The following is a 20,181-nucleotide window of genomic DNA, read 5'->3' on the forward strand; positions in this document are numbered from 1 at the left end:
CCGCCCGTCCTACGCTCGCGCCATGGCTCCGACTCCCCGCCTGGCCGCCGGCGTCCTCGCCGGGGCCCTGGCCCTGGTCCCCGTCGCCGGCTGCTCGTTCACCTCGAACGGTTTCTCCTGCTCCGGGTCGACCTGCACGATCACGCTGGACGGGGAGGGCAGCGAGGTCGAGGTCCTCGGGACGACGGTGACGCTCGGGAGCGTGCAGGACGGGCGGGCGTCGATCAGCGTCGCCGGGGCCAGCGTGTCCTGCGGGGAGGGCGAGTCCGTGAACGCCGGGAGCCTGTCCCTGGAGTGCACCAGCGTCTCCGGCGACTCGGTGGAGCTCACCGCCAGCCTCGGCTGAGGCCTCAGCCGGCGTCGGCGACCTCGACCACCACCCGGGTCGGGTCCTCGAGCCCGTAGACCCGGAACGGCGCCTGCGAGCGGGTGCCGACGAAGGCGACCGTCGTCCCCTCGAAGGTCGCGTCGAAGACCACCTCGGTGACCGTGGCGGTGCCCTGGCCCGGCAGCGGGTCGGGGCCCGCGTACTCCTCGACGCCGGTGTCGTAGGGGTAGCCGGCGCCGGTGATCGTCACCTGCAGGACCGCCTCGCCGGCCACGTCGACCTCCTCGCCGCTGCCCTGCGAGCTCGCCACGTCGACGTAGCGGACGTCCCAGCCCGGCGTCCCCGTGCCGCCGGCCTCGAACACCACGCGGTCGAAGCCGTCGTGGCGGCCGGTGCGCACGTCGCGCACGGTCACCGACGCGTCGGCGGAGGCCTCGGCGGTGTCGGGCCGCGTGTCGGCGGGGGGCGACGGCGCGGCGGTACCGGTGTCCCCGCCGGTGTCGCCCCCGGTCGGCGAGGCCGACCCGCCGGCCGACGACGTCGTGGCGGACGACGGAGCGGTCGAGGGCGCGGCCGCCGCCGGCCGCTCCTCCGCGCCGCAGCCGGTCAGCAGGAGCGCCGCGGTGAGCAGGGCGGGGGTGAGGGCGCGGCGGGACACCCGCGGATCGTGACAGCCGGCCGGCCCCGGACGGGCCCGCCACGCCTGGCCGAGGGGTGGTGTCGGGGGCCCTCCGGGGGCCGTGTATCGTTCTCCCTGCCCCCGGCGAACACGAGCCCCCATCGTCTAGCGGTCCAGGACGCCGCCCTTTCAAGGCGGTAGCACGGGTTCGAACCCCGTTGGGGGCACGGCACCACCAGCAGTACCAGCAAGGCCCTGTAGCGCAGTTGGTTAGCGCGCCGCCCTGTCACGGCGGAGGTCGCGGGTTCGAGTCCCGTCAGGGTCGCTTCCCCGGTGCAGCGTCACCGGGAGGGGCAGGTAGCTCAGTCGGTACGAGCGCTCGCCTGAAAAGCGAGAGGTCGGCGGTTCGACCCCGCCCCTGCCCACACACTCCTCCTCTCCCCCCGGGAGCCCGGTGGTCGTCGAGTCGCGCGACCCGGCCCGGGACGCCGGCCTCGCCGCCCGCCTGCTCGAGGTCCAGCACGCCGCCTACGCCGTCGAGGCGCGGCTGATCGGCGACGACCGGATCCCCGCCCTGCACGAGGACCTGACCGGCCTGCGGGCCGCGGGCCTGTCCTGGCTGGTCGCCTTAGACGGCGCGACCGTCCTCGGCGCCCTCGGCTGGCGGGACACCGGCGACGGCGTCGACGTCGACCGGCTCGTCGTCGACCCCGCGCACGCGCCGCGGCACCGGGCTGGCCCTGGTCGCCGCCGTGCTGGAGCGGGCCGGGCGGCGCCCGGTCACCGTCTCCACCGGCCGCGACAACACCCCGGCCCGCCGGCTCTACGCCCGGGCCGGGTTCGCCGAGGTGGCCGAGCACGAGGTGCTGCCCGGCCTGTGGGTGGTCGACCTGCTCCGACCGGCTCAGACGCCGACGACGCGGTCGGCCACCACCTGGTCGTAGACCTGCTCGTGGACGGCCTGCACCGCGGCGCGCTGCTCCGCCCGCCAGGCGCGGTCGGCCGGGCGCGGCATCGGCCGGGCCAGCGCCGCGCCGACCGCCACGCCGAGCGACACCGGGTCGAAGCCGCACCCCTCGTCGTCGCCGTAGCCGACGACGTCGGACCACTGCTCGGCGAACCACCCGCAGCGGGGCGCCACCACCCGCGTGCCGACGTCGCGGCACACCTCCAGGTCCCGCGAGTGCGTGCCGCAGCGCTGCGGCAGCACCGCCACGTGCAGCTCCTGCAGCTGCGCGGCCCACCGCGCCGGGTCCCGGGCGACCACCTCGAGCCCCTCGGCGCGGGCCAGGTCCGGGTCGAGGGCGAGTGACCGCCCGGGCTCGAGGAACACCCGCAGCCGCCCGCCGCCGGAGACCGCGCCCGACAGCGCGGCCCGCACCATCGCGACCGGGTCGGTGACCGCGGCCCTCGGGATGCCGAGCGCCAGCCCGACCAGGCCGCGCTCGGCGCCGGTGTCCGGGTCGGCCGCGGCGACCGAGGGGTGGGCGACGACGATCGCCGTCCGCCCGAAGCGCTCGGCGATCTCGTCGGCGGCGCCGGGGGTCAGCGTGAAGACGACCTCCGCGGTGGCCAGCAGCGCGGCGAGGTGGGCGTCGTGCCGGGCGGGCCGGGCGGGGTCGCGCAGCTGGTGCACGGTGACGACCAGCGGCACCCCGGTGCGGCGCAGCGCCTCGGTCCAGCTGACCACCTCGTCCTCGTGCAGGTGCCCGCGGCCGGTGTGCAGGTGCACGACGTCGACCAGGGCCGCGTGCGCGGTGAGGTACGCCGGGTCCAGCCACGGGCTCGGGTCGTGGGCGGGCCCCACCCGCACCGCGGAGGCGGGCAGCACGGCGTCGACGTAGGGATCGGCGTGCGGCACCGTCGCGACGCGGGTCCGCGCGGACGTCGGTAGTGCGTGCATCACTCGGGCGGCCACTCCTCCTGCGGTCGAGCACTGCGACGGCAGGGGCGGTGCTCCTCGATGAACTCCGGGGAGTTCCGGTACCCCAGGATGGTGCCGCACAACCGTGTGGAGGCTCACCGAGTGGCCTGCGTCACCCGATGGGGGTTCAGCCGGCGCCGCTGCGGCCCTCCCGCGCGGCGGCGTAGGCCGGCGCCCGGAACCGGGCCATCGGGCCGTCGGCGACCAGGCCCGGTGGCGGGTTGCGGACGGCGTCGAAGCGCAGGTCGGGGTCGAGGCCCTCGACCGGGTCCCCGAGGGTCAGCCGGCCGAACGGCACCCACTCCCCCGCCCCGCGGGCGACCACCAGGCGGAACGCCGTCCCGGCGGCCGCGGCGGCGACCGGCGCCGGGTCCGACGGCAGCTCCTCCGGCCGGTCCGGGACCGCCGCCAGCCGGAGCGTCCCGGCGGCCGAGCGGTATCCCATGATCGACGAGTAGGTGGTCGCGGCGTCGACCCGGGGCACCGGCAGGAGCCGCGTCCAGCGGCCGGAGCCGGTGCTCGACAGCAGCAGGTCCACGGGCCGGCCGCCGTCGGGCAGCCGGACCGCGAGGCCCAGGACGTCGGGCAGCGGGGCGGGCAGGCCCGCCCCGCGGGACAGCCGCACGACGGCGTCCTCGCGCGCCGGTCCCTCCAGCCACGGGACGCCCCAGGAGCCGGGGACGCCGGTCCGCTCGAGCACGGCCGCGACGACGGCGCCGCGGGGGTGCATCGGCTTGCCGCGGCGCCGGCGCGCCAGGGCGCCCAGCGGCACCGCGGCCAGTCGTCCGGCCAGCCTCGCGAGGTCGAGCACGCCGCTGCCCTACCCGCGCTCCCGGGCCGTGCACGTGTCGCTCGTCAACCGGCAGGACCTGCCGGTGACCGGGCGGGATGTCCGTCGTTCCTTGCCTGTGACACGGAGCAGTCCGCCGCATACGGTCAGTCAGTGCTCACGACGCTCCTGGTCACCGGCGGGGTCCTCGCCGGACTGCTCCTGCTGCTCGCCCTGATCGTCGCCCTGAGCTCCCGGCCCGCTCCCCGCACCGCTCCGCGGCCCGGCGAGCGCTCCGCCGGGTGGGTGGCCGACGCCGGCCGCCCGCACCCCGACGCCTGGTCGCCGCTGACCACGACCACGACGTCGGAGATCCGCCCGGTCCGCTGACCGGGCCCCAGGTCCGGCGTCCCGGCGGCTGCGGACGGCGCGCCGCCGGGACGACCCGCCGGCTCAGCGCCGCACCGGCGCCCACTCCGACTCGGCGCGCAGCACCGGCTTGAGCACCTTGCCGCCGGGGTTGCGGGGCAGCACGGCCGACCGCACGGACACGAACTGCGGCACCTTGAAGTCGGCCAGGTGGGCACGGGCGTGCGCCAGGAACGCCTCGAGGTCGAGCTCGGTGCCGGGCACCGGCACGACGACGGCGCCGACCTTCTCCCCCATCACCGGGTCGGGCACCCCGACGACGGCGACCTCGAAGACCCCCGGCGCGGCCGCCAGCGCGTTCTCCACCTCGACGCAGTACACGTTCTCGCCGCCGCGGTTGATCATGTCCTTGGCGCGGTCGACGACGTAGGTGAACCCGTCGTCGTCGATGCGCGCCAGGTCCCCGGAGTGCAGCCAGCCGTCGGTGAACGCCTGCGCGGTCGCCTCCGGCTTGTTCCAGTAGCCCTGGACGACGTTGGCGCCGCGGATGAGCAGCTCCCCGACACCGGTCTCCGGGTCGGGGTCGGCCACCTGCAGGTCGACCACCGGGGCGGGGAAGCCCACCGAGTCGGCGTGCGTGCCGGCGTACTCGTGCGGCAGGAACGTCGAGATCGACGACGTCTCCGACAACCCGAACCCGTTCCCCACCCGCGCCGCCGGGAACGCCTCCTTGATCCGCGCCACCAGCTCCGGCGCGATCGGCGCCCCGCCGTAGGTGGCGAACCGGACGCCGCTCACGTCGGTGTCGGCGAAGGCGGGCTGGTTGACCGCCAGCCAGAACACCGCGGGCACCGAGGTGACGACCGCGATCCGCTCCTCGGGGATGACCCGCAGGAACCGGCCGACCTCGAACGCCGGCATGACCACCGCCGCCGCGCCGCCCTCCAGCGCCGGCAGCAGCTGGCTGTTGCAGCCGGTGACGTGGAACAGCGGCACGCTGATCAGGTTCCGCAGCGTCGGGTCGTGCCGGCCCAGCCCGACCACCCGGCGCGCGTTCTCCGTGTTGGTCAGGAAGTTCTCGTGGCTGGTCATCGCGCCCTTGGGGAAGCCGGTCGTCCCCGAGGTGTAGAAGATCGCCGCGAGGTCGGACCGGGTCAGCCCCTCCTCCACGTACGGCGCGCCGTCGGGCAGCGGCTCCCCCGGCGCCAGCACCACCCGCGCGCCGCTGTCGTCGACGACGTACTGCGCCTCGGGCTCGGTGAACCGGGTGTTCACCGGTACGGCCACCCCGCCGGCCATCAGCGTGCCGAGGAAGCCCAGCACCCAGTCGGCGCCGTTGCCCAGCCGGATCGCCACCCGGTCGCCGCGGCCGACGCCGGCCTCGCGCAGCCCGCCGGCGACCCGCGCCGCGCCGTCCCACAGCTGCCGGAAGGTCAGCCGGGGGCCGTCGACCTCCACGACCGCCTCGCCGTCCGGGTCGCGCTCGACCGAGGCCCGCAGCATCGCGACGACGGACCCCGGCAGGTCGGTGTAGTGCTTGACGCCGGCCGCGTCGCGCTCGACCCCTGCCTCGTCGAAGGGGTGCAGCGCCATCTCAGTAGGTCCCGGTGTTCTCGAAGTACCGGCGCGGGACGTCCACCAGCATCGTGGTGATCTGCTCCTCGGTGACGCCGCGCTCGCGCACGTAGGGGAGGACGTCGTCGTGGATGTGCGTGTAGTGCCACTGCGGCAGGAGGTCCATGACGCCGGGGGCCAGCCAGTCGATGTAGCAGGAGGCGTCCTGCGAGAGCACCATCCGGTCGGCGTAGCCGCGGCGGCACATCTCGACCAGCGTGTCGGCGCGGGCCTCGAAGGTCGTGTCCAGGTTGATGCCGAACCGGTCCATGCCGAGGACGAAGCCCGCGTCGGCGAGCTCGGACAGGTGGTCGACGTCGGTGGTGTCCCCGCTGTGCCCGAGCACGACGCGGCCGGGGTCGACGCCCTCGTCGTCGAGCACCTTCTGGACGTCGAGCCCGGTGTGGCTGCCCGGGTGGGTGTGCACGGTGATCGGGGCGCCGGTGGCGCGGTGGGCCTTGGCGACGGCGCGCATGACCCGCTCCACGCCCGGGGTCAGGCCCTGGTGGTCGATGGCGCACTTGAGGAACGCCGCCCGGACGCCGGTGCCGGCGATGCCGTCGGTGATGTCGCCGACGAACATGTCGACCATCGGGTCGGGCACCTCGGCGCCGACGGCCTCGTTGAGCGCCGGGCCGCGGTAGTGGAAGAAGAACGGCACGTCGTCGTAGGTGTAGCAGCCGGTCGCGACGACGATGTTGAGGTCGACCTGCTCGGCGATCCGCTGGATGCGCGGGATGTAGCGGTCGAGGCCGATGACGGTGGGGTCGACGATGGTGCGCACGCCGGTCGCGGCCAGCCTCGTCAGCTTCTGCACCGCGTCGGCGACCCGGTCGTCCTCGCTGCCCCACTCGCCGGGGTAGTTCTGCTGGACGTCGGCGTTGAGCACGAACACGTGCTCGTGCATGAGGGTCGGGCCGAGTTCGGCGGTGTCGACGGGGCCGCGAACGGTCTGCACCTGGGGCAACGGGTCCTCCTCTGGGCCGGTGCCCGGACGACGCCGTCCGGGCACCGGCACGCTAGCGGGGACGTGACCTGCGTCGCACTGGGGTCAGCCGCCGGTCACCAGTTCCGCGGCCCGCTCGCCGACCATCACCGCGGTCGCCGCCGGCCCCCGCGAGGGCGCCTCGGGCAGCACCGACGTGTCGGCGACCCGCAGCCCGTCGACGCCGCGCACCCGCAGGTGCTGGTCGACGACGGCGCCCGGGTCGCCGTCCGGGCCCATCCGGGCGCTGCCGGCGAGGTGCACCGCCGTGGTCAGGTGCGCGCGGACCCAGCCGTCGAGGGCGGCGTCGTCGGCGAGGACGCCGGCCGGCGGGCCGGGGCGGGCGGCGACCAGCGGGGCCAGCGCGCGGGTGCGCAGCAGGCCGTCGGCCAGGCGCACCGCCTCGCGCAGCCGCCGCCGGTCGGTCGCGGTCGCCAGGTACCGGTGCTCGATCCGCGGCGGCGCCGCGGGGTCCGCCGACGCCAGCGACAGCCGGCCCCGGCTCTCCTCGCGGTACAGCCCGGCGGCCAGCGCGAGCGTGCGGTCGTCCCCGCCCCCGCCGGGGACCACCCGCCCCCAGGGCCGCAGCCACGGCAGCACCTCCAGGTCGCCGGGCACGGGCGAGTCCGAGGAGGTGGCGTTCAGCGACCCGTGCAGCGGCAGCGGCCAGTCGCCCTCGGGCAGCCCGGCCACGGGCACCCAGGGCAGGTGGACCAGCGGGTGGTCGGTCAGCCCGGCGCCCACCCCGGGCAGGTCGGCGACGACGTCGAGGCCGTGCGCGCGCAGGTGGTCGGCCGGGCCGACGCCGGACAGCAGCAGCAGGTGCGGCGAGCCGACGGCGCCCGCGGCCAGCACCACCTCGGCGGCGTGCACCGGGCCGGCGTCGGTGTCCACGCCCACCGCGCGGCCGCGCCCGACCAGCACCCGCCGTACCCGCACCCCGCCGCGCACCGTCAGTCGCGGCGACCCGCGCCGCGGGGACAGGTAGGCCATCGCCGCGTTGACCCGCAGGCCGCCGTCGACGGTGAACGGCACCGGTCCGTAGCCGGGCGGGCCGCCGGCGTTCTTGTCCGGCTCCTCCGGGACGCCGAGCTCCGCGGCCGCCGCGGCCAGCGCCTCCGTCAGCGGCGAGCCGCCGACGGGCCGGGTGACCGGCAGCGGGCCGCCGCGGCCGTGCCCCGGCCGGTCGCCGTACTGGCGGTCGTCCTCGAGCCGGCGCCAGGCCGGCAGCGTGGCGTCGAGGCTCCACAGGTCGTTGCCCGCGGCGGCCCAGCCGGCGTGGTCGGCGGGGGTGGCGCGGACGAAGTAGCCGCCGTTGACGGCGCTGGACCCGCCCACCACGCGCCCGCGAGGCAGCGGGGCGGTGGTGCCCGGGGTCAGCTCGGTGGTGAACGACCAGTTCGCGGGGTGCCCGGGCACGGTGGCGCGCAGCGTGGCGGCGTCGCGCAGGTCGGGCGGGAAGTCGGCGGGCCGGGGGTGGTCGGCGCCGGCCTCGAGCAGCAGGACGCGGCGGCCGGCGTCGGCGAGGCGGGCGGCCAGCGCGCAGCCGGACGATCCGGCGCCCACCACGACGACGTCCCAGCTCACAGGCCGAGGACCCCCGGCAGGTCCAGCCGCCGGACCTTGCCGGTGGAGGTGCGCGGCAGCTCCCCCACCGGGTGCAGGCTCTTGGGCCGCTTGGCCGGGGACAGCCGCTCCCGTGCCCAGGCGCCGAGGGCGGCGGGGTCCGCGGTGCCCACGTAGGCGGCGACCACCCGCTGCCCCCACTCCTCGTCGGGGACGCCGACGACCGCGCTCTCCACCACGTCCGGGTGCGCGTCGAGGACCGCCTCGACCTCGGCCGGGTAGACGTTCACGCCGCCGGAGACGACCAGGTCCTCGCGGCGGCCGTCGAGCCAGACGGTGCCGTCGGCGTCGACCCGGCCGAGGTCGCCGACCGTGACCCGGTCGCCGCGCCAGGCCGCCGCGGTCTTCTCCGGCGCGCGCCAGTACTCGAACCGCGCCCACCGCGGCACGGCGCACCACAGCTGGCCGCGCGCGTCGGTCTCCAGCCGCCGGCCCGGCCGCGCGCGGCCGACGCTGCCGGGGTGCGCCAGCCAGTCGTCGGCGGAGCAGACGGTGAACTGGGCCTTGGTGGAGCCGTAGAACTCCCAGACGCTGCCCGCCGGCAGCGCGTCGAGCACCGCCCGCTTGAGCGGCTCGGGGCAGGGCGCGCCGGCGTGCGCGAGCACGCGGAAGGAGGACCAGTCGACGTCGTCGCGGGCGAGCAGCCGGCGCAGGTGGGTGGGGACGCAGAACGTCGTCGTGGGGGCGAGCGTGCTGACCGCCGCGGCCGCCCGGGCGGCGTCGAACGGGCCGGGCAGCAGCACCTCGCCGCCGGCCAGCAGCGTGTGGACGGCGAACCGCAGCGGCGCCGAGTGGTGCAGCGGGGAGAGCACCAGGTGCCGGTCGGCGGCGGTGAAGCCCCAGAGGTCGATCTCCTCGGCGGCCAGCGCGCGGGCGTCGCCGTCGTCGAGGACGCCGGACCACACGCCCTTGCGGCGCCCGGTGGTGCCCGACGTGTAGTGCATCGGCCGGGCCAGCGGCACGTCGGCGAGGTCCGCCTCGTCGTCGCCGGTGAGCAGCCGCTCGGGCGCCGGACCGGCGTCGAGGGCCGCGTCGGCGTCGTCGGCGAGGGCGGCCCGCTCGGCGGCGGGCAGCGCCGGGTCGAGCACCACGGGCACGATCCCGGTGCGCAGCGCCCCGAGGACGACGGCCAGCAGCGCCGGGGAGGACGCCGCCGAGACCAGCAGCCGGTCGCCGCGCCGCAGCCCCGCCGCCCGCAGCGCCGCCGCGGCCCGCCGCTGGTCCCGCTCGCTGTCGGCGGCCCGGACGACGGCGGTCACGGCAGACGCACCCCGTCGCCGTCCACCACGACGTGCCCCTCGGCGGCGAGCTTGGCCAGCGTGGCGCGGGTCGACTGCGCGGCCGCCGGCCACAGCGCCCGGGGCACCTCGGCGTAGACGTCGGCCACCACCGCGTCGACGGTGCCCGCCCCGCGGACCAGCGCGGCCAGCAGCTGCGACTCCCGGAACGCGCGGTGGGCGAGGTAGAAGTCGAGCACGGCGCCCGGGTCCTCGGTGAGCTCCGGTCCGTGCCCGCAGTACAGCGCGCTCGGCCCGAGGTCGTGCACCCGCCGCAGCGACTCCAGGTAGGCGACGACGTCACCCTCCGGGTGCGTGACCACCGACGTCCCCCGGCCGAGGACGTGGTCGCCGACCAGCACCGCCCCGGACTCCAGCCGGAAGGCCAGGTGGTCGGGGGTGTGCCCGGGCGTCGGGACGACGTCCAGCGCGGTGCCCGCCAGACGCAGCCGCTCCCCCGGCTCGAGCAGCCGGCCGCCGGGCCCCGCGACGGCGGCGTCGGCCGCGGCGACCGGCGCGCCGAACCGGGCCCCCCACGGCTGCGCGGCCTCGGCGTGGTCGCCGTGGTGGTGGGTGACCAGCACGGCGACGCAGCGCGCGTCGCGGGCGGCCAGCGCCTCCTCCACCGCGGCGAGGTGGGCGGGGTCGTCGGGACCGGGGTCGACCACGACGGCCTGCCCGCTGCCCGGCGCGCCGACGAGGTAGGTGTTGGTGCCGTCGAGGGTCATGCCCGACGGGTTGGGGGCCAGCACGCGGGTGACCAGGGGCTCGAGGTCCGCCGTCCGCGGCAGCCCGCCGGGGGCGGGGAGGTCCCAGGTGACGCGTGGGTCGACGGGGGCGCGCACGACCGCACGGTAGTCCGCGCCCGCACGCGGACCGCCCGACCGGCCGTTAGCCTCCGAGCATGCGATCGATCGCGCACCTGTCCCGCTCCGCCGTCGTGGCGGCGGCCGCGGCCGTCCTGCTCACCGCCTGCGGCGACGGGGGCGACGGGTCGGGCAGCGGGGAGGCCGCCGAGTCCACCGCCGCGAGCACCTCGAGCTCCGCCGAGTCCAGTGGCGACCCCAGCGGCTCGTCCTCCGCGGGCAGCGACGACCCCGCCGTCGCGGCGTTCTGCGAGCAGGCCGCGCAGTACGAGGAGCTCGGCAACCAGCTCTCGGCCGCGACGACCGAGCAGCTGCCGGGCCTGCTGCAGCAGGCGGCCGCCGCGTTCGACTCCGTGCAGCCGCCGGCCGAGATCGCGAGCGACTGGCAGGTCGTGGGCGACGCCGTGCAGGCCTTCTCCGACACCGCCAACTCCGTCGACCTCAGCACCCCCGACGGCCAGGCCCAGCTGCAGACCGCCGCCCAGCAGTTCGTGACCGTCGCCCAGGGCCCGGAGGCGACCAACGTCACCGAGTTCGGCGAGCAGAACTGCGGCGCCGCCGCTCCCACCTCCTAGCCGGCACGACGACGGCCCGCTCCCCGCTCGGGGGGCGGGCCGTCGTCGTGTCCGGCCCGGTCAGCGGCGGGCGGGGACGGTCCCGGCGAGCACCGCGGCGGCCAGGCCCGCGAGCACGACGAGGACCAGCGCGGCGGACAGCCCGACCCCCTCGGCGAGCACGCCGACGGCGGGCGGCCCGGTGGCCGAGCCCAGGTAGCCGACGGTGGTGACCGTGGCGATGGCGGCCGGTGCCGGGATCCCGGCGCCGCCGCGGTGCGGCGCGTCCGGCGCGGCACCGAGCACGACCGGCGCCAACGGGGCCACCGCCAGCCCGACGAGCGCCCAGCCGGCCAGCGCCCAGCCCGCGGTGGGCGCCAGCGCCGCCAGCCCCGCCCCGGCCGTGACGGCCAGCCCGCAGCCCCGGACGACGGCGGCGCGGCGGCACCGCAGGAGCAGCCGGTCGCCGGGGAGCCGGCCCACGACCAGCGCAGCGGTGACGGCGAGCAGGCCCGCGGCGGCCAGCCCCGGCCCGGCGCCGTGGTCGGCCCGCAGGTGGACGGCGACCCACTGGGTGGCCGAGGCGTCGACGAGGAACGCGCACGAGGCCACCGCGCCCAGGCCGAGCAGGCCCCGGCGGGACCCGGCCGATCGCGGGCGCACGGGCGCCGGGAGCTCGCGCAGCAGCAGCCGCGTCGCGGGACCGCCGGCGACGAGACCGGCCGCGGTCGCCGCGCCCAGGTGCACGCCGAGCGGGACGTCCGCGGCGGCGGCCGCCGTCGCCCCCAGCGCGCCGGCCAGCAGCCCGACCCCCTGGGCGGCGTGCAGGCCGGACAGCACCGGGCGCCGGCACCGCCGCTCCAGCGCCACGCCCTGGGCGTTGAGCGCGACGTCGACGACGCTGTTGGCAGCGGCCCAGCCGGCCAGCGCGGCCGCCAGCCACGGCAGGGACGGCGCCGCCGCCGCGACCGACAGCAGCGGCGCGTAGCCGGCCAGGCCCAGCGCCGCCCCGGCGCGGCTGCCCCGGCGGGTGACCAGCGCGCTGCCCAGCGGCAGGCCGAGCAGCGCCCCGCCCTCGACGGCGAGGACCGCGACCGCCAGGCCACCCGGGCTCAGCCCCAGCCGCTCCTGCACCGCGGGGACCCGCCCGGCCCAGCTGGCGGCGAGCAGCCCGGTCAGGAGGAAGAGGACGCGGGTCGCCGCCACGGCCCGGCCCGCGGTGGGCTGCTCGACGGTCACCCCCGGGACATCGGCCGCCGGGGCCGTGACCATCCATCAGGATCGGCTGGGACGGTCCTGACGTCCGGTCATGGCAGGGGCAGACTGCGGGCCGTGCTGGACACGACGAGGCTCGTGACGCTGCACGCCGTCCTCACGCACGGCTCGTTCACCGCGGCGGCGGCCGCGCTGCACCTCACCCAGCCGGCGGTCTCCCGCCAGGTGAGCCTGCTGGAGCGGCAGCTCGGCACGCTGCTGGTGCACCGCACGCAGCAGGGCGTGCGGCCCACCGAGGCCGGCCGCCTGCTGCTCGCCCACGCGGAGACGCTGCTCGCGGGCCTGGAACGGGCCGAGCGCGAGGTGCGCGACCTCGCCGGCCTCACCCGCGGCACCGTGCGGCTGGGCTCCTTCCTCTCCGCCCTGGTGCACCTGTCCGCCGAGCTGGCCGCGGCGCTCGGCGAGCGCCATCCCGGCCTCGTCGTCGTCGACGAGCTGGTCGACCGGGCCGCGGCCCTGGCCCGGCTGCGCCGGGGTGGACTCGACCTCGCGCTCGTCTGCGAGCCCGACCTGGAGCCCGCCCCGCCTGCCGACGACGTCGAGCTGCACGCCCTGTTCGACGACCCGCTGCGCGTCGCGCTGCCGGCCGGTCACCGCCTGGCCGGCGCCGCCGCGGTGCGGGTGCGCGACCTGGCCGCGGACACCTGGATCCGCCCGCACGACGGCTCGGCCGCCCGCCGGCTGGACGCGGTGCTCGCCCGCGCCGGGGTGACGCCGCCGCTGCTGCTGGCCGGCCACGGCGACGAGCCGGTGGAGACCCAGGCGCTGGTGGCGGCCGGCCGCGGCGTCGCGCTGACCCACGACCTCACCGTGGTCGTCGGCGGGCACGACCTCGTCCTGCGCCCGCTGGCCGACGAGCCGGGCTCCCGCCGGGTGCAGGCGGCGGTGCTGCCGGGACCGCGCCCGCCGGCGACCGCCGCCGCGCTGGCCGCGCTGCAGCGGATCGGCGCGGCCCGCCGCGCCCGGCTCAGCAGCCGCTGATCGACACCCCGCGGGCGCGCAGCCACGGCACCGGGTCGACCTGGCCGCCGTGGAGGGCGCCCGAGGGGTGGACCTCGAAGTGCAGGTGCGGGCCGGTGGACTGGCCGCGGTTGCCGACCTCGGCGATCGGCTCGCCCGCGACGACGCGCTCGCCGGTGCCGACGTACTCGGCGTTGACGTGGCCGTAGACGGTGACCGCGCCGTCGTCGCCGCGGATGTAGATCGCCAGGCCGAAGCCGGTCGCCGGGCCGTGCCGGACGACGACGCCCGAGGTGGCCGCGTAGATCGGCGTCCCGATCGGGGCGGCGATGTCCACGCCGCCGTGCAGGACGCCCCAGCGGGCGCCGAAGCAGCTCGACGTCCGGCCCGAGGTCGGCTTCACGTAGCCGGACCCGCTGACCTCGGAGGCGGCGGCCGTGCGGGTCCCCGACGACGCCGCGGCGCGGGCGGCGGCGGCCGCGGCGGCGGCCTCCTCGGCGGCCCGGGCGGCGGCCGCGGCCGCGGCCGCCTCCTCCTCGGCCTTCTGCCGCTGCCACTCCTGGTAGGCGTCGCGGGCGCCCTGCAGCTGCAGCAGGTGGATCTGCGCCGCCTGCAGCTGCTGGTCCAGCGTCGCCTTGTTCGCCTCGGCCGCGGCGACGGCCGTCTGCTGCGCGGCCACCTGCGCGTCGGCCGCGGCCTTGGCGTCGGCGGCCTGCTGCTCGGCCGCCGCGGCCGCGTCCCGGGTGGCCCGCGCGGCGGACTCGGCGTTGGCCTGCCGGACCCGCGCGACCTCGAACTCCTCGAGCACGTCGACCTGGGTGTCGGCGACGTAGTCCAGCAGCGCGGCCCGCTGGACCAGCTCGCCGGGGCCGGCGGAGTCCAGCAGCGCCGCCGCGGTGGCCAGGGTGGGGTCGTTGACGTAGCTGTCGCGGGCGAAGCCGGCGATGCGGTCGATCGCGGCGTCGACGGCGTCGGTCGCGGCCTGCAGGTCGGCGGCGGCCTGGTCGGCGGCCGCCTGGGCCTGGAGCAGGGCCTCCTCGGCGGCGAGGTAGGCGGTGCCGGCCGCCTCGGCCTGCACACCGAGCCGCTCGAGCTCGCTCTCGGCGGCGGCCACCTCGGCGGCGAGCCGGCCCACCTCGGCGGCGGCCGCCTCCTGGGCCGCCTGGGCGCCGGCGATCTCGCCGTCGCTCGGGTTCACCGGTGGTGGCGGGACGGCCAGGGCGGGCCCGGCGGTGCCGAGCAGGACCGCGCAGGAGAGCAGGCCGACCAGGGCGGCGCGGACGCCGCCACGGCGGCCGCGGGTCCGGGCGGGACGGCACTGCGGCATCGGGCGCTCCCTGGGGAAGAGGGGTGGTGCAGGTGCGGCGTCAGCGTCGTCCGGCGGACACGCGCCACAGTGGCAACACGCGGCACGGAAGTCACACCGTGACCGCACGACACAGTCACCGACATCCGTCACGTCACTTGTCGACACCCCGGGCGGCGGACTGGAGACCCCCTCGGGGGTGACGGACGGCACGTCCGCACGTTCTAGGCTCGACGGTCGTGGACGTCTTCGGCTCCGGCGCTGAACAGGTGGTCTTCTGCTCCGACCCGGCCTCGGGCCTGCGGGCGGTGATCGCCGTCCACTCGACGGCGCTGGGCCCCGCGCTGGGCGGCACCCGCTTCCACCCCTACGCCACCGAGGACGAGGCGGTCGCCGACGCGCTGCGCCTGGCCCGGGCGATGACCTACAAGAACAGCCTGGCCGGTCTCGACCTCGGCGGCGGCAAGGCCGTGGTCATCGGCGACCCGCGCACCGACAAGACCGAGGCGCTGCTGCGCGCCTACGGCCGGTTCGTCGAGGCCCTCGGCGGCCGGTACCTCACCGCCTGCGACGTCGGCACGACCAACGCCGACCTCGACCTCGTCGGCCGCGAGACCCGCTTCGCCCACGGCCGCTCCGAGGTGTACGGCGGGTGCGGGGACTCCTCGGTGCTCACCGCCTTCGGCGTCTTCCAGGGCATGCGCGCCGCCGCCCAGCACCGCTGGGGCGAGCCGACGCTGTCCGGGCGCACCGTCGCCGTCGCCGGCGTCGGCAAGGTGGGCGGCTGGCTGGTCGACCGGCTCGTGGCCGACGGCGCCGACGTCCTCGTCACCGACGTCGACCCCGCCGCGGTGCAGCGGGTCCTCACCCGGCACCCCGGCGTCGAGGCGGTCGCCGACACCGCGACCCTGGTGCGCTGCCCGGCCGACGTCTACGCGCCCTGCGCCCTCGGCGGCGCGCTCGACGACGCGACGGTCGCCGCCCTGCAGGCCGAGGTGGTCTGCGGCGGCGCGAACAACCAGCTCGCCCACGAGGGCATCCCGGACCGGCTGACCGCGCGCGGGATCCTCTACGCCCCCGACTACCTCGTGAACGCCGGCGGGGTCATCCAGGTCGAGGACGAGCGGCACGGCTTCTCCTTCGCCCGCGCGGAGGCCAAGGCAGCCGGCATCTTCGACGTCGCGCTGCGGGTGTTCGAGACGGCCGCGGCCGAGGGCGTCTCCCCCGCGGTCGCCGCCGACCGGCTGGCCGAGCAGCGGATCGCCTCCGTCGGGCGGCTGGCGACCATCCGGCTGCCCCGCTGACCTGGGCCGTCGGCAGGGGCGTGGCGCGGACCACCGCCCCTGTCGGGGGACCGCGGGGGAGGACCCGTGCCCGCGCCTCGCTCGTGTCGTAGGCTGGGTCAAGACACAGTCACTCAGTCGGGGTCGCCACGCGGGCCGTCCAGCCCGTGAGCTGGACTCCCGTTCTCCGTCACGAGGGGGTCGAGCCGATGGGGCGCGGCCGAGCGAAGGCCAAGCAGACACGCGTGGCCCGTGAGCTCAAGTACAGCTCACCCAACACCGACCTCTCCGCGCTGCAGCGCGAGCTGGCCGGTTCTCCGTCTCCGTACACCGCGTCGCGTGCCGACAAGGACGACGAGGACGACGACGAGTACACCGACCGGTGGGCGGACGACGACTCCGAGGACGACTGGGCAGCCAGTCGCTGAGGGTCGGCCCCGCGCCGGTCTGATCGACACGACACACCGCCGTCCCTCGTGGGGCGGCGGTGTGTGCCGTGGTCAGCGGTAGGAACCCACCAGCCGCGCACCGGTCCCGCCGGCGCCGACGGTGCCCGCCACCCAGGCCGGCACCCCGCGGCCGGTCAGCAGGCCCACCGCCCGCTCGGCCACCTCGGCCGCGACGACGGCGACCATGCCGACGCCGCAGTTGAACGCCCGCTCGGACTCCTCGCGCGGCACGCCGTGCTCCTCGAGCAGGGACACCGCGGCCGGCAGTGCCCAGGTGCCGCGGTCGAGCACCGCCTCCAGCCCGTCGGGCACCACCCGCGCGGTGTTGCCGGCGAGCCCGCCGCCGGTGACGTGCGCGAACGCGTGCACCCCGTGGACCCCGAGCCCGTCCACCAGGGCGAGGCAGTCGAGGGCGTAGATCCGCGTCGGCTCGAGCAGCACGTCACCCAGCGGCCGGTCCAGCCCGGCCGGGGTGGCGGCGAGGTCGAGGCCGGCGGCGGACACCACGCGGCGCACCAGCGAGTAGCCGTTGGAGTGGAACCCGCTCGAGGCCATCGCGACGACGACGTCGCCGTCGCGGACCCGCTCGGGTCCGAGCACCGCGTCGGCCTCGACGACGCCGACCGCGGTGGCGGCCAGGTCGTACTCGTCGGCGGCCATGAGGTCGCCGTGCTCGGCGGTCTCCCCGCCGACCAGCGAGGCCCCGGCCTGCTCGCACCCCGCCGCGATGCCGGTGACGATCGCGGCGATCCTCTCCGGGACGACCTTCCCGCAGGCGACGTAGTCCTGGAGGAACAGCGGCTCGGCGCCGCAGGCCACGAGGTCGTCGACGACCATGGCGACCAGGTCGATGCCGACGGTGTCGTGCCGGTCCAGCTGCCGCGCCAGGGCGATCTTGGTGCCCACGCCGTCCGTGGACGAGGCGATCAGCGGGCGCCGGTAGCGGGTCGTGTCGAGCGCGAACAGCCCGGCGAAGCCCCCCAGGCCGCCGACCACCTCGGGCCGGCGGGTCCGCTCGACCGCCGTCCGCATGAGGTCGACGGCCCGCTCGCCGGCGTCGATGTCGACGCCGGAGTCCGCGTAGGTGAAGCCGCCGCTCCGGGGCGCCCGGCTCACGGACGGCGCAGGGCGTCGTCGGCGCCGCCGGGCACCGCGGGGCTGCCGGCCTGCTGGCCGGTCCAGCCGGTGACGGCGCGCTCGGCGTCGTCGACCCGCGGCATCGGGGTGCGGGCCACGCCGGCGGGGAGGCTGCCCTCGAGCACGTGCTTGCCGAGCACCCCGGACTCGCCGAGCGGGATCGGGTACCGGCCGGTGAAGCACGCGGTGCACAGCCGGTTGACCGGCTGCTCCGTGGCGGCGACCAGGCCCTGCTCGGAGACGTAGCCGAGGGAGTCGGCGTTGATGGAGGCACGCACGCCGTCGACGTCGAGGCCGTTGGCGATGAGCTCGGCGCGGCTGGCGAAGTCGATGCCGTAGAAGCACGGCCACTTCACCGGCGGGCTGGAGATGCGCACGTGCACCTCGACCGCGCCGGCCTCGCGCAGCATGCGGATCAGCGCGCGCTGGGTGTTGCCCCGCACGATCGAGTCGTCGACGACGACCAGCCGCTTGCCGCGGATGACGTCGCGCAGCGGGTTGAGCTTGAGCCGGATGCCCAGCTGCCGGATGGTCTGCGACGGCTGGATGAACGTGCGGCCGACGTAGGAGTTCTTGACCAGCCCGAGCCCGTAGGGGATGCCGCTGGCCTCGGCGTACCCGACGGCGGCCGGCGTGCCGGACTCCGGGACCGGGATCACCAGGTCGGCGTCGGCGGGCTGCTCCTTGGCCAGCCGGCGGCCGATCTCGACGCGGGCGGCGTGCACGCTGCGGCCGCCGATCGTGGTGTCGGGGCGGGCGAGGTAGACGTACTCGAAGACGCAGCCCTTGGGCTCGGCCGGGGCGAAGTGCTGGCTGCGCAGGCCGTTCTCGTCGATGGCCAGCAGCTCGCCGGGCTCCACCTCGCGGACCACCGAGGCGCCGACGATGTCGAGGGCCGCGGTCTCGCTGGCCACCACCCAGCCGCGCTCGAGCCGGCCGAGGACCAGCGGGCGCACGCCCTGCGGGTCGCGGGCGGCGTAGAGGGTGTCCTCGTCCATGAAGGTGAGGCTGAAGGCGCCGCGCAGCTGCGGGAGCACCTCCATGGCCGCGGCCTCGACGCTCATGTCGGGGCGGGCGGCGATCAGCGAGGTGACCAGGTCGGAGTCGGTGCTGGCGGTGAAGGCGCCGGGCACGCCGGCGTCCGCGGCCCGGCTGGCCAGCTCCGCGGTGTTGACCAGGTTGCCGTTGTGGCACAGCGCCAGGCCGGTGCCGGCGTCGGTGGTGCGGAACGTCGGCTGGGCGTTCTCCCAGGTGGACGCGCCGGTGGTCGAGTACCGGGTGTGCCCGACGGCGAGGTGGCCGCGCAGGCTGCCCAGCGTGGACTCGTCGAACACCTGGCTGACCAGGCCGAGGTCCTTGTAGACGACCACCGAGGCGCCGTCGGAGACCGCGATGCCCGCCGCCTCCTGACCGCGGTGCTGGAGGGCGTACAGGCCGAAGTAGGTCAGCTTCGCGACCTCCTCCCCCGGAGCCCAGACGCCGAAGACGCCACAGGCGTCCTGGGGGCCGGGAGCGTGGGGGTCGAGGTCGTGCGTCAGCCGTCCGTCACCGCGAGGCACACCGACGAGCGTACCGGCGCCCTGCGGGGTACCTCCTGCCCGAGCCGTGATCGTGCCCACCCCGGCGGCGGGTCCGCACCGGCCGGCCGGGCACTCCGGGCGGGCGGAACCGCAGCAGGGGTCCGGCGCGTTGACGGACGGTCCACCTGAGAGGAACCGACATGAGCAGCGACCGGCCCGACCCGAACGACTTCCTCGAGATGGCCCAGCGCATGCTGCGCGGGCTGTTCGACCCGTCGCGCGGCGGCGACGACGGCGACGACGACCCCTGGCGGCGGGCGACCGACCACGACACGCGGCAGCGCCGGCGCGAGCCCAGCGCCGAGGAGCGGCGGGAGAACCTCACGTTCGCCCTCGCCACGCGCGCCGTCGAGGCGCTGGAGGACCTGGCGCTCAACGTCGCGGCGATCCGCCAGCGCCTGGAGCGCTCGGGCACGCCGGAGCCCCCGGCCGCGGAGGCCGGGAGCGACGGGACGACGGCCGGGGGGAACGCCGGCCCGGCGTGACGCCGGGCCGGCGCCGCCCTACCGGACGGTGCTGATCTCGGCGGAGATGCGGGTGTCCTCGCCGTGGCCGGTGTGCACCACCGTGTCGCCGTGGAGGGTCAGCAGCCTGCTGCGGATCGACCGCACGATCGTCGGGTGGTCGCTGAAGCTGCGGCCGGTGGCGCCGGGGCCGCCGTGGAACAGCGTGTCGCCGGTGAAGACGGCGGCCAGGTCGGGCGCGTGCAGGCACGTGCTGCCCGGGCTGTGACCCGGGGTGTGCAGCGCGGTCAGCGACGTGCCGGCGACGCGGAAGAGGGTGCCCTCGGCCAGCGCCTCGTCGGGGTCGGCGCTCTCGTGGACCATCTCCCACAGCACCCGGTCGGCGGGGTGGAACCAGACCGGCGCGCCGGTGGCCTCCCGCAGGTCGACCGCGGCCGTGATGTGGTCGTTGTGCCCGTGGGTGAGCACGATCGCCGTCACCCTCCGCCCGCCGATCGCCTCGAGGATCGGCTCGGCGCGGTGCGGCGCGTCGATCACCAGCACCTCGTCGTCGTCGCCGACGAGCCAGACGTTGTTGTCGACGTCGAAGTCCTGCCCGTCGAGGCTGAACACCCCGGAGACGACGGCCTTCTCGATGCGGACGCCTCCCGTGGACCCGGCCATCAGAGGACCACCACGGAGCGCAGCACCTCGCCCTTCTGCATCTTCTCGAACGCGGCCTCGACGTCGTCGATGCCGACGGTCTCGGAGACGAAGTCCTCCAGCGGGAAGCGGCCCTGCCGGTAGAGGTCGACCA

General features: G+C 77.0%; 21 protein-coding genes and 3 tRNA genes. 11 read left to right on the forward strand and 13 right to left on the reverse strand.

Annotated elements, in window-relative coordinates; genetic code table 11:
* The first annotated feature begins 22 nt into the window (after positions 1–22).
* On the forward strand, positions 23–346 hold the full coding sequence (locus ACI79Z_RS19480) for a hypothetical protein (protein ID WP_387988271.1): 324 nt from the start codon (positions 23–25) through the stop codon (positions 344–346).
* A gap of 4 nt (positions 347–350) precedes the next feature.
* Here ACI79Z_RS19480 and ACI79Z_RS19485 read toward each other — a convergent pair whose 3' ends face one another.
* Positions 351–986: an AMIN-like domain-containing (lipo)protein gene (locus ACI79Z_RS19485; RefSeq protein ID WP_456903540.1), complete on the reverse strand. Its 636-nt coding sequence runs from the start codon at positions 984–986 to the stop codon at positions 351–353.
* Positions 987–1,101: 115 nt separating this feature from the next.
* On the opposite strand from ACI79Z_RS19485, the gene ACI79Z_RS19490 reads away from it, so the two are divergent.
* The 4 genes from ACI79Z_RS19490 (at position 1,102) to ACI79Z_RS19505 (ending at position 1,891) form a co-directional block, all read left to right on the forward strand.
* Positions 1,102–1,174 (forward strand) — tRNA-Glu (locus ACI79Z_RS19490).
* Between the two features lie 24 nt (positions 1,175–1,198).
* A tRNA-Asp gene (locus ACI79Z_RS19495) sits at positions 1,199–1,272 on the forward strand.
* 26 nt (positions 1,273–1,298) lie between these two features.
* Positions 1,299–1,372 (forward strand) — tRNA-Phe (locus ACI79Z_RS19500).
* A 327-nt stretch (positions 1,373–1,699) separates the two neighbouring features.
* Positions 1,700–1,891, forward strand: a complete 192-nt coding sequence (locus ACI79Z_RS19505; RefSeq protein WP_456903541.1) for a hypothetical protein — start codon at positions 1,700–1,702, stop codon at positions 1,889–1,891.
* On the opposite strand, the gene ACI79Z_RS19510 is transcribed toward ACI79Z_RS19505, so the two are convergent.
* A complete protein-coding gene (locus ACI79Z_RS19510; protein WP_456903554.1) occupies positions 1,852–2,850 on the reverse strand; it encodes a hypothetical protein in 999 nt (332 codons plus the stop codon). The genes ACI79Z_RS19505 and ACI79Z_RS19510 overlap by 40 nt on opposite strands.
* Before the next feature lie 148 nt (positions 2,851–2,998).
* Entirely contained in the window at positions 2,999–3,682 is a 684-nt protein-coding gene (locus ACI79Z_RS19515) for a phosphodiesterase (RefSeq protein ID WP_456903542.1), read from the reverse strand.
* A 132-nt stretch (positions 3,683–3,814) separates the two neighbouring features.
* Between ACI79Z_RS19515 and ACI79Z_RS19520 the strand changes: the two genes are divergently transcribed.
* On the forward strand, positions 3,815–4,030 hold the full coding sequence (locus tag ACI79Z_RS19520) for a hypothetical protein (protein ID WP_387988266.1): 216 nt from the start codon (positions 3,815–3,817) through the stop codon (positions 4,028–4,030).
* Between the two features lie 63 nt (positions 4,031–4,093).
* On the opposite strand, the gene ACI79Z_RS19525 is transcribed toward ACI79Z_RS19520, so the two are convergent.
* The 5 genes from ACI79Z_RS19525 to ACI79Z_RS19545 all read right to left on the reverse strand — a co-directional run bounded on the left by ACI79Z_RS19525 (position 4,094) and on the right by ACI79Z_RS19545 (position 10,356).
* Positions 4,094–5,602: a class I adenylate-forming enzyme family protein gene (locus ACI79Z_RS19525; RefSeq protein ID WP_456903543.1), complete on the reverse strand. Its 1,509-nt coding sequence runs from the start codon at positions 5,600–5,602 to the stop codon at positions 4,094–4,096.
* A gap of 1 nt (position 5,603) precedes the next feature.
* Positions 5,604–6,581: a phosphotriesterase family protein gene (locus ACI79Z_RS19530; RefSeq protein ID WP_456903555.1), complete on the reverse strand. Its 978-nt coding sequence runs from the start codon at positions 6,579–6,581 to the stop codon at positions 5,604–5,606.
* A 93-nt stretch (positions 6,582–6,674) separates the two neighbouring features.
* Positions 6,675–8,195 carry a mycofactocin dehydrogenase MftG gene (mftG, locus tag ACI79Z_RS19535; protein WP_456903544.1) on the reverse strand — a complete coding sequence of 507 codons (1,521 nt, stop codon included), beginning with the start codon at positions 8,193–8,195 and terminating at the stop codon, positions 6,675–6,677.
* Positions 8,192–9,493: a class I adenylate-forming enzyme family protein gene (locus tag ACI79Z_RS19540; protein WP_456903545.1), complete on the reverse strand. Its 1,302-nt coding sequence runs from the start codon at positions 9,491–9,493 to the stop codon at positions 8,192–8,194. Before ACI79Z_RS19540 ends, mftG begins: the two co-directional genes overlap by 4 nt.
* Complete coding sequence (locus ACI79Z_RS19545) at positions 9,490–10,356, reverse strand: MBL fold metallo-hydrolase (protein ID WP_456903546.1); 867 nt, start codon at positions 10,354–10,356, stop codon at positions 9,490–9,492. Before ACI79Z_RS19545 ends, ACI79Z_RS19540 begins: the two co-directional genes overlap by 4 nt.
* A 59-nt stretch (positions 10,357–10,415) precedes the next feature.
* On the opposite strand from ACI79Z_RS19545, the gene ACI79Z_RS19550 reads away from it, so the two are divergent.
* Positions 10,416–10,952 carry a hypothetical protein gene (locus ACI79Z_RS19550; protein ID WP_387988261.1) on the forward strand — a complete coding sequence of 179 codons (537 nt, stop codon included), beginning with the start codon at positions 10,416–10,418 and terminating at the stop codon, positions 10,950–10,952.
* Between the two features lie 60 nt (positions 10,953–11,012).
* Here ACI79Z_RS19550 and ACI79Z_RS19555 read toward each other — a convergent pair whose 3' ends face one another.
* Positions 11,013–12,170 (reverse strand): hypothetical protein, encoded by a 1,158-nt coding sequence (locus ACI79Z_RS19555; protein ID WP_456903547.1) that lies wholly within the window; start codon positions 12,168–12,170, stop codon positions 11,013–11,015.
* Between the two features lie 93 nt (positions 12,171–12,263).
* Here ACI79Z_RS19555 and ACI79Z_RS19560 point away from each other — a divergent pair, with 93 nt between their 5' ends.
* On the forward strand, positions 12,264–13,187 hold the full coding sequence (locus tag ACI79Z_RS19560) for a LysR family transcriptional regulator (RefSeq protein ID WP_456903548.1): 924 nt from the start codon (positions 12,264–12,266) through the stop codon (positions 13,185–13,187).
* Here ACI79Z_RS19560 and ACI79Z_RS19565 read toward each other — a convergent pair.
* Positions 13,174–14,493 (reverse strand): M23 family metallopeptidase, encoded by a 1,320-nt coding sequence (locus ACI79Z_RS19565; protein WP_456903549.1) that lies wholly within the window; start codon positions 14,491–14,493, stop codon positions 13,174–13,176. The two genes, ACI79Z_RS19560 and ACI79Z_RS19565, sit on opposite strands and share 14 nt — an antisense overlap.
* 218 nt (positions 14,494–14,711) lie before the next feature.
* Here ACI79Z_RS19565 and ACI79Z_RS19570 point away from each other — a divergent pair, with 218 nt between their 5' ends.
* Complete coding sequence (locus ACI79Z_RS19570) at positions 14,712–15,776, forward strand: Glu/Leu/Phe/Val family dehydrogenase (RefSeq protein WP_456903550.1); 1,065 nt, start codon at positions 14,712–14,714, stop codon at positions 15,774–15,776.
* Positions 15,777–15,964: 188 nt separating this feature from the next.
* Entirely contained in the window at positions 15,965–16,183 is a 219-nt protein-coding gene (locus ACI79Z_RS19575) for a DUF3073 domain-containing protein (RefSeq protein ID WP_456903551.1), read from the forward strand.
* A 72-nt stretch (positions 16,184–16,255) separates the two neighbouring features.
* Here ACI79Z_RS19575 and purM read toward each other — a convergent pair whose 3' ends face one another.
* Both purM and purF read right to left on the reverse strand, forming a co-directional pair.
* Positions 16,256–17,320, reverse strand: coding sequence for a phosphoribosylformylglycinamidine cyclo-ligase (purM, locus tag ACI79Z_RS19580; RefSeq protein ID WP_456903552.1), 1,065 nt, complete (start codon positions 17,318–17,320; stop codon positions 16,256–16,258).
* Positions 17,317–18,900, reverse strand: coding sequence for an amidophosphoribosyltransferase (gene purF / locus ACI79Z_RS19585; protein WP_387988226.1), 1,584 nt, complete (start codon positions 18,898–18,900; stop codon positions 17,317–17,319). The genes purM and purF overlap by 4 nt, the downstream gene beginning before the upstream one ends.
* Before the next feature lie 161 nt (positions 18,901–19,061).
* Between purF and ACI79Z_RS19590 the strand changes: the two genes are divergently transcribed.
* On the forward strand, positions 19,062–19,406 hold the full coding sequence (locus ACI79Z_RS19590; protein ID WP_387988225.1) for a hypothetical protein: 345 nt from the start codon (positions 19,062–19,064) through the stop codon (positions 19,404–19,406).
* 18 nt (positions 19,407–19,424) lie between these two features.
* Here ACI79Z_RS19590 and ACI79Z_RS19595 read toward each other — a convergent pair whose 3' ends face one another.
* Positions 19,425–20,048 carry an MBL fold metallo-hydrolase gene (locus ACI79Z_RS19595; RefSeq protein ID WP_387988224.1) on the reverse strand — a complete coding sequence of 208 codons (624 nt, stop codon included), beginning with the start codon at positions 20,046–20,048 and terminating at the stop codon, positions 19,425–19,427.
* Positions 20,049–20,181: the final 133 nt, after the last annotated feature.

Source organism: Geodermatophilus sp. SYSU D00663, assembly GCF_054050655.1.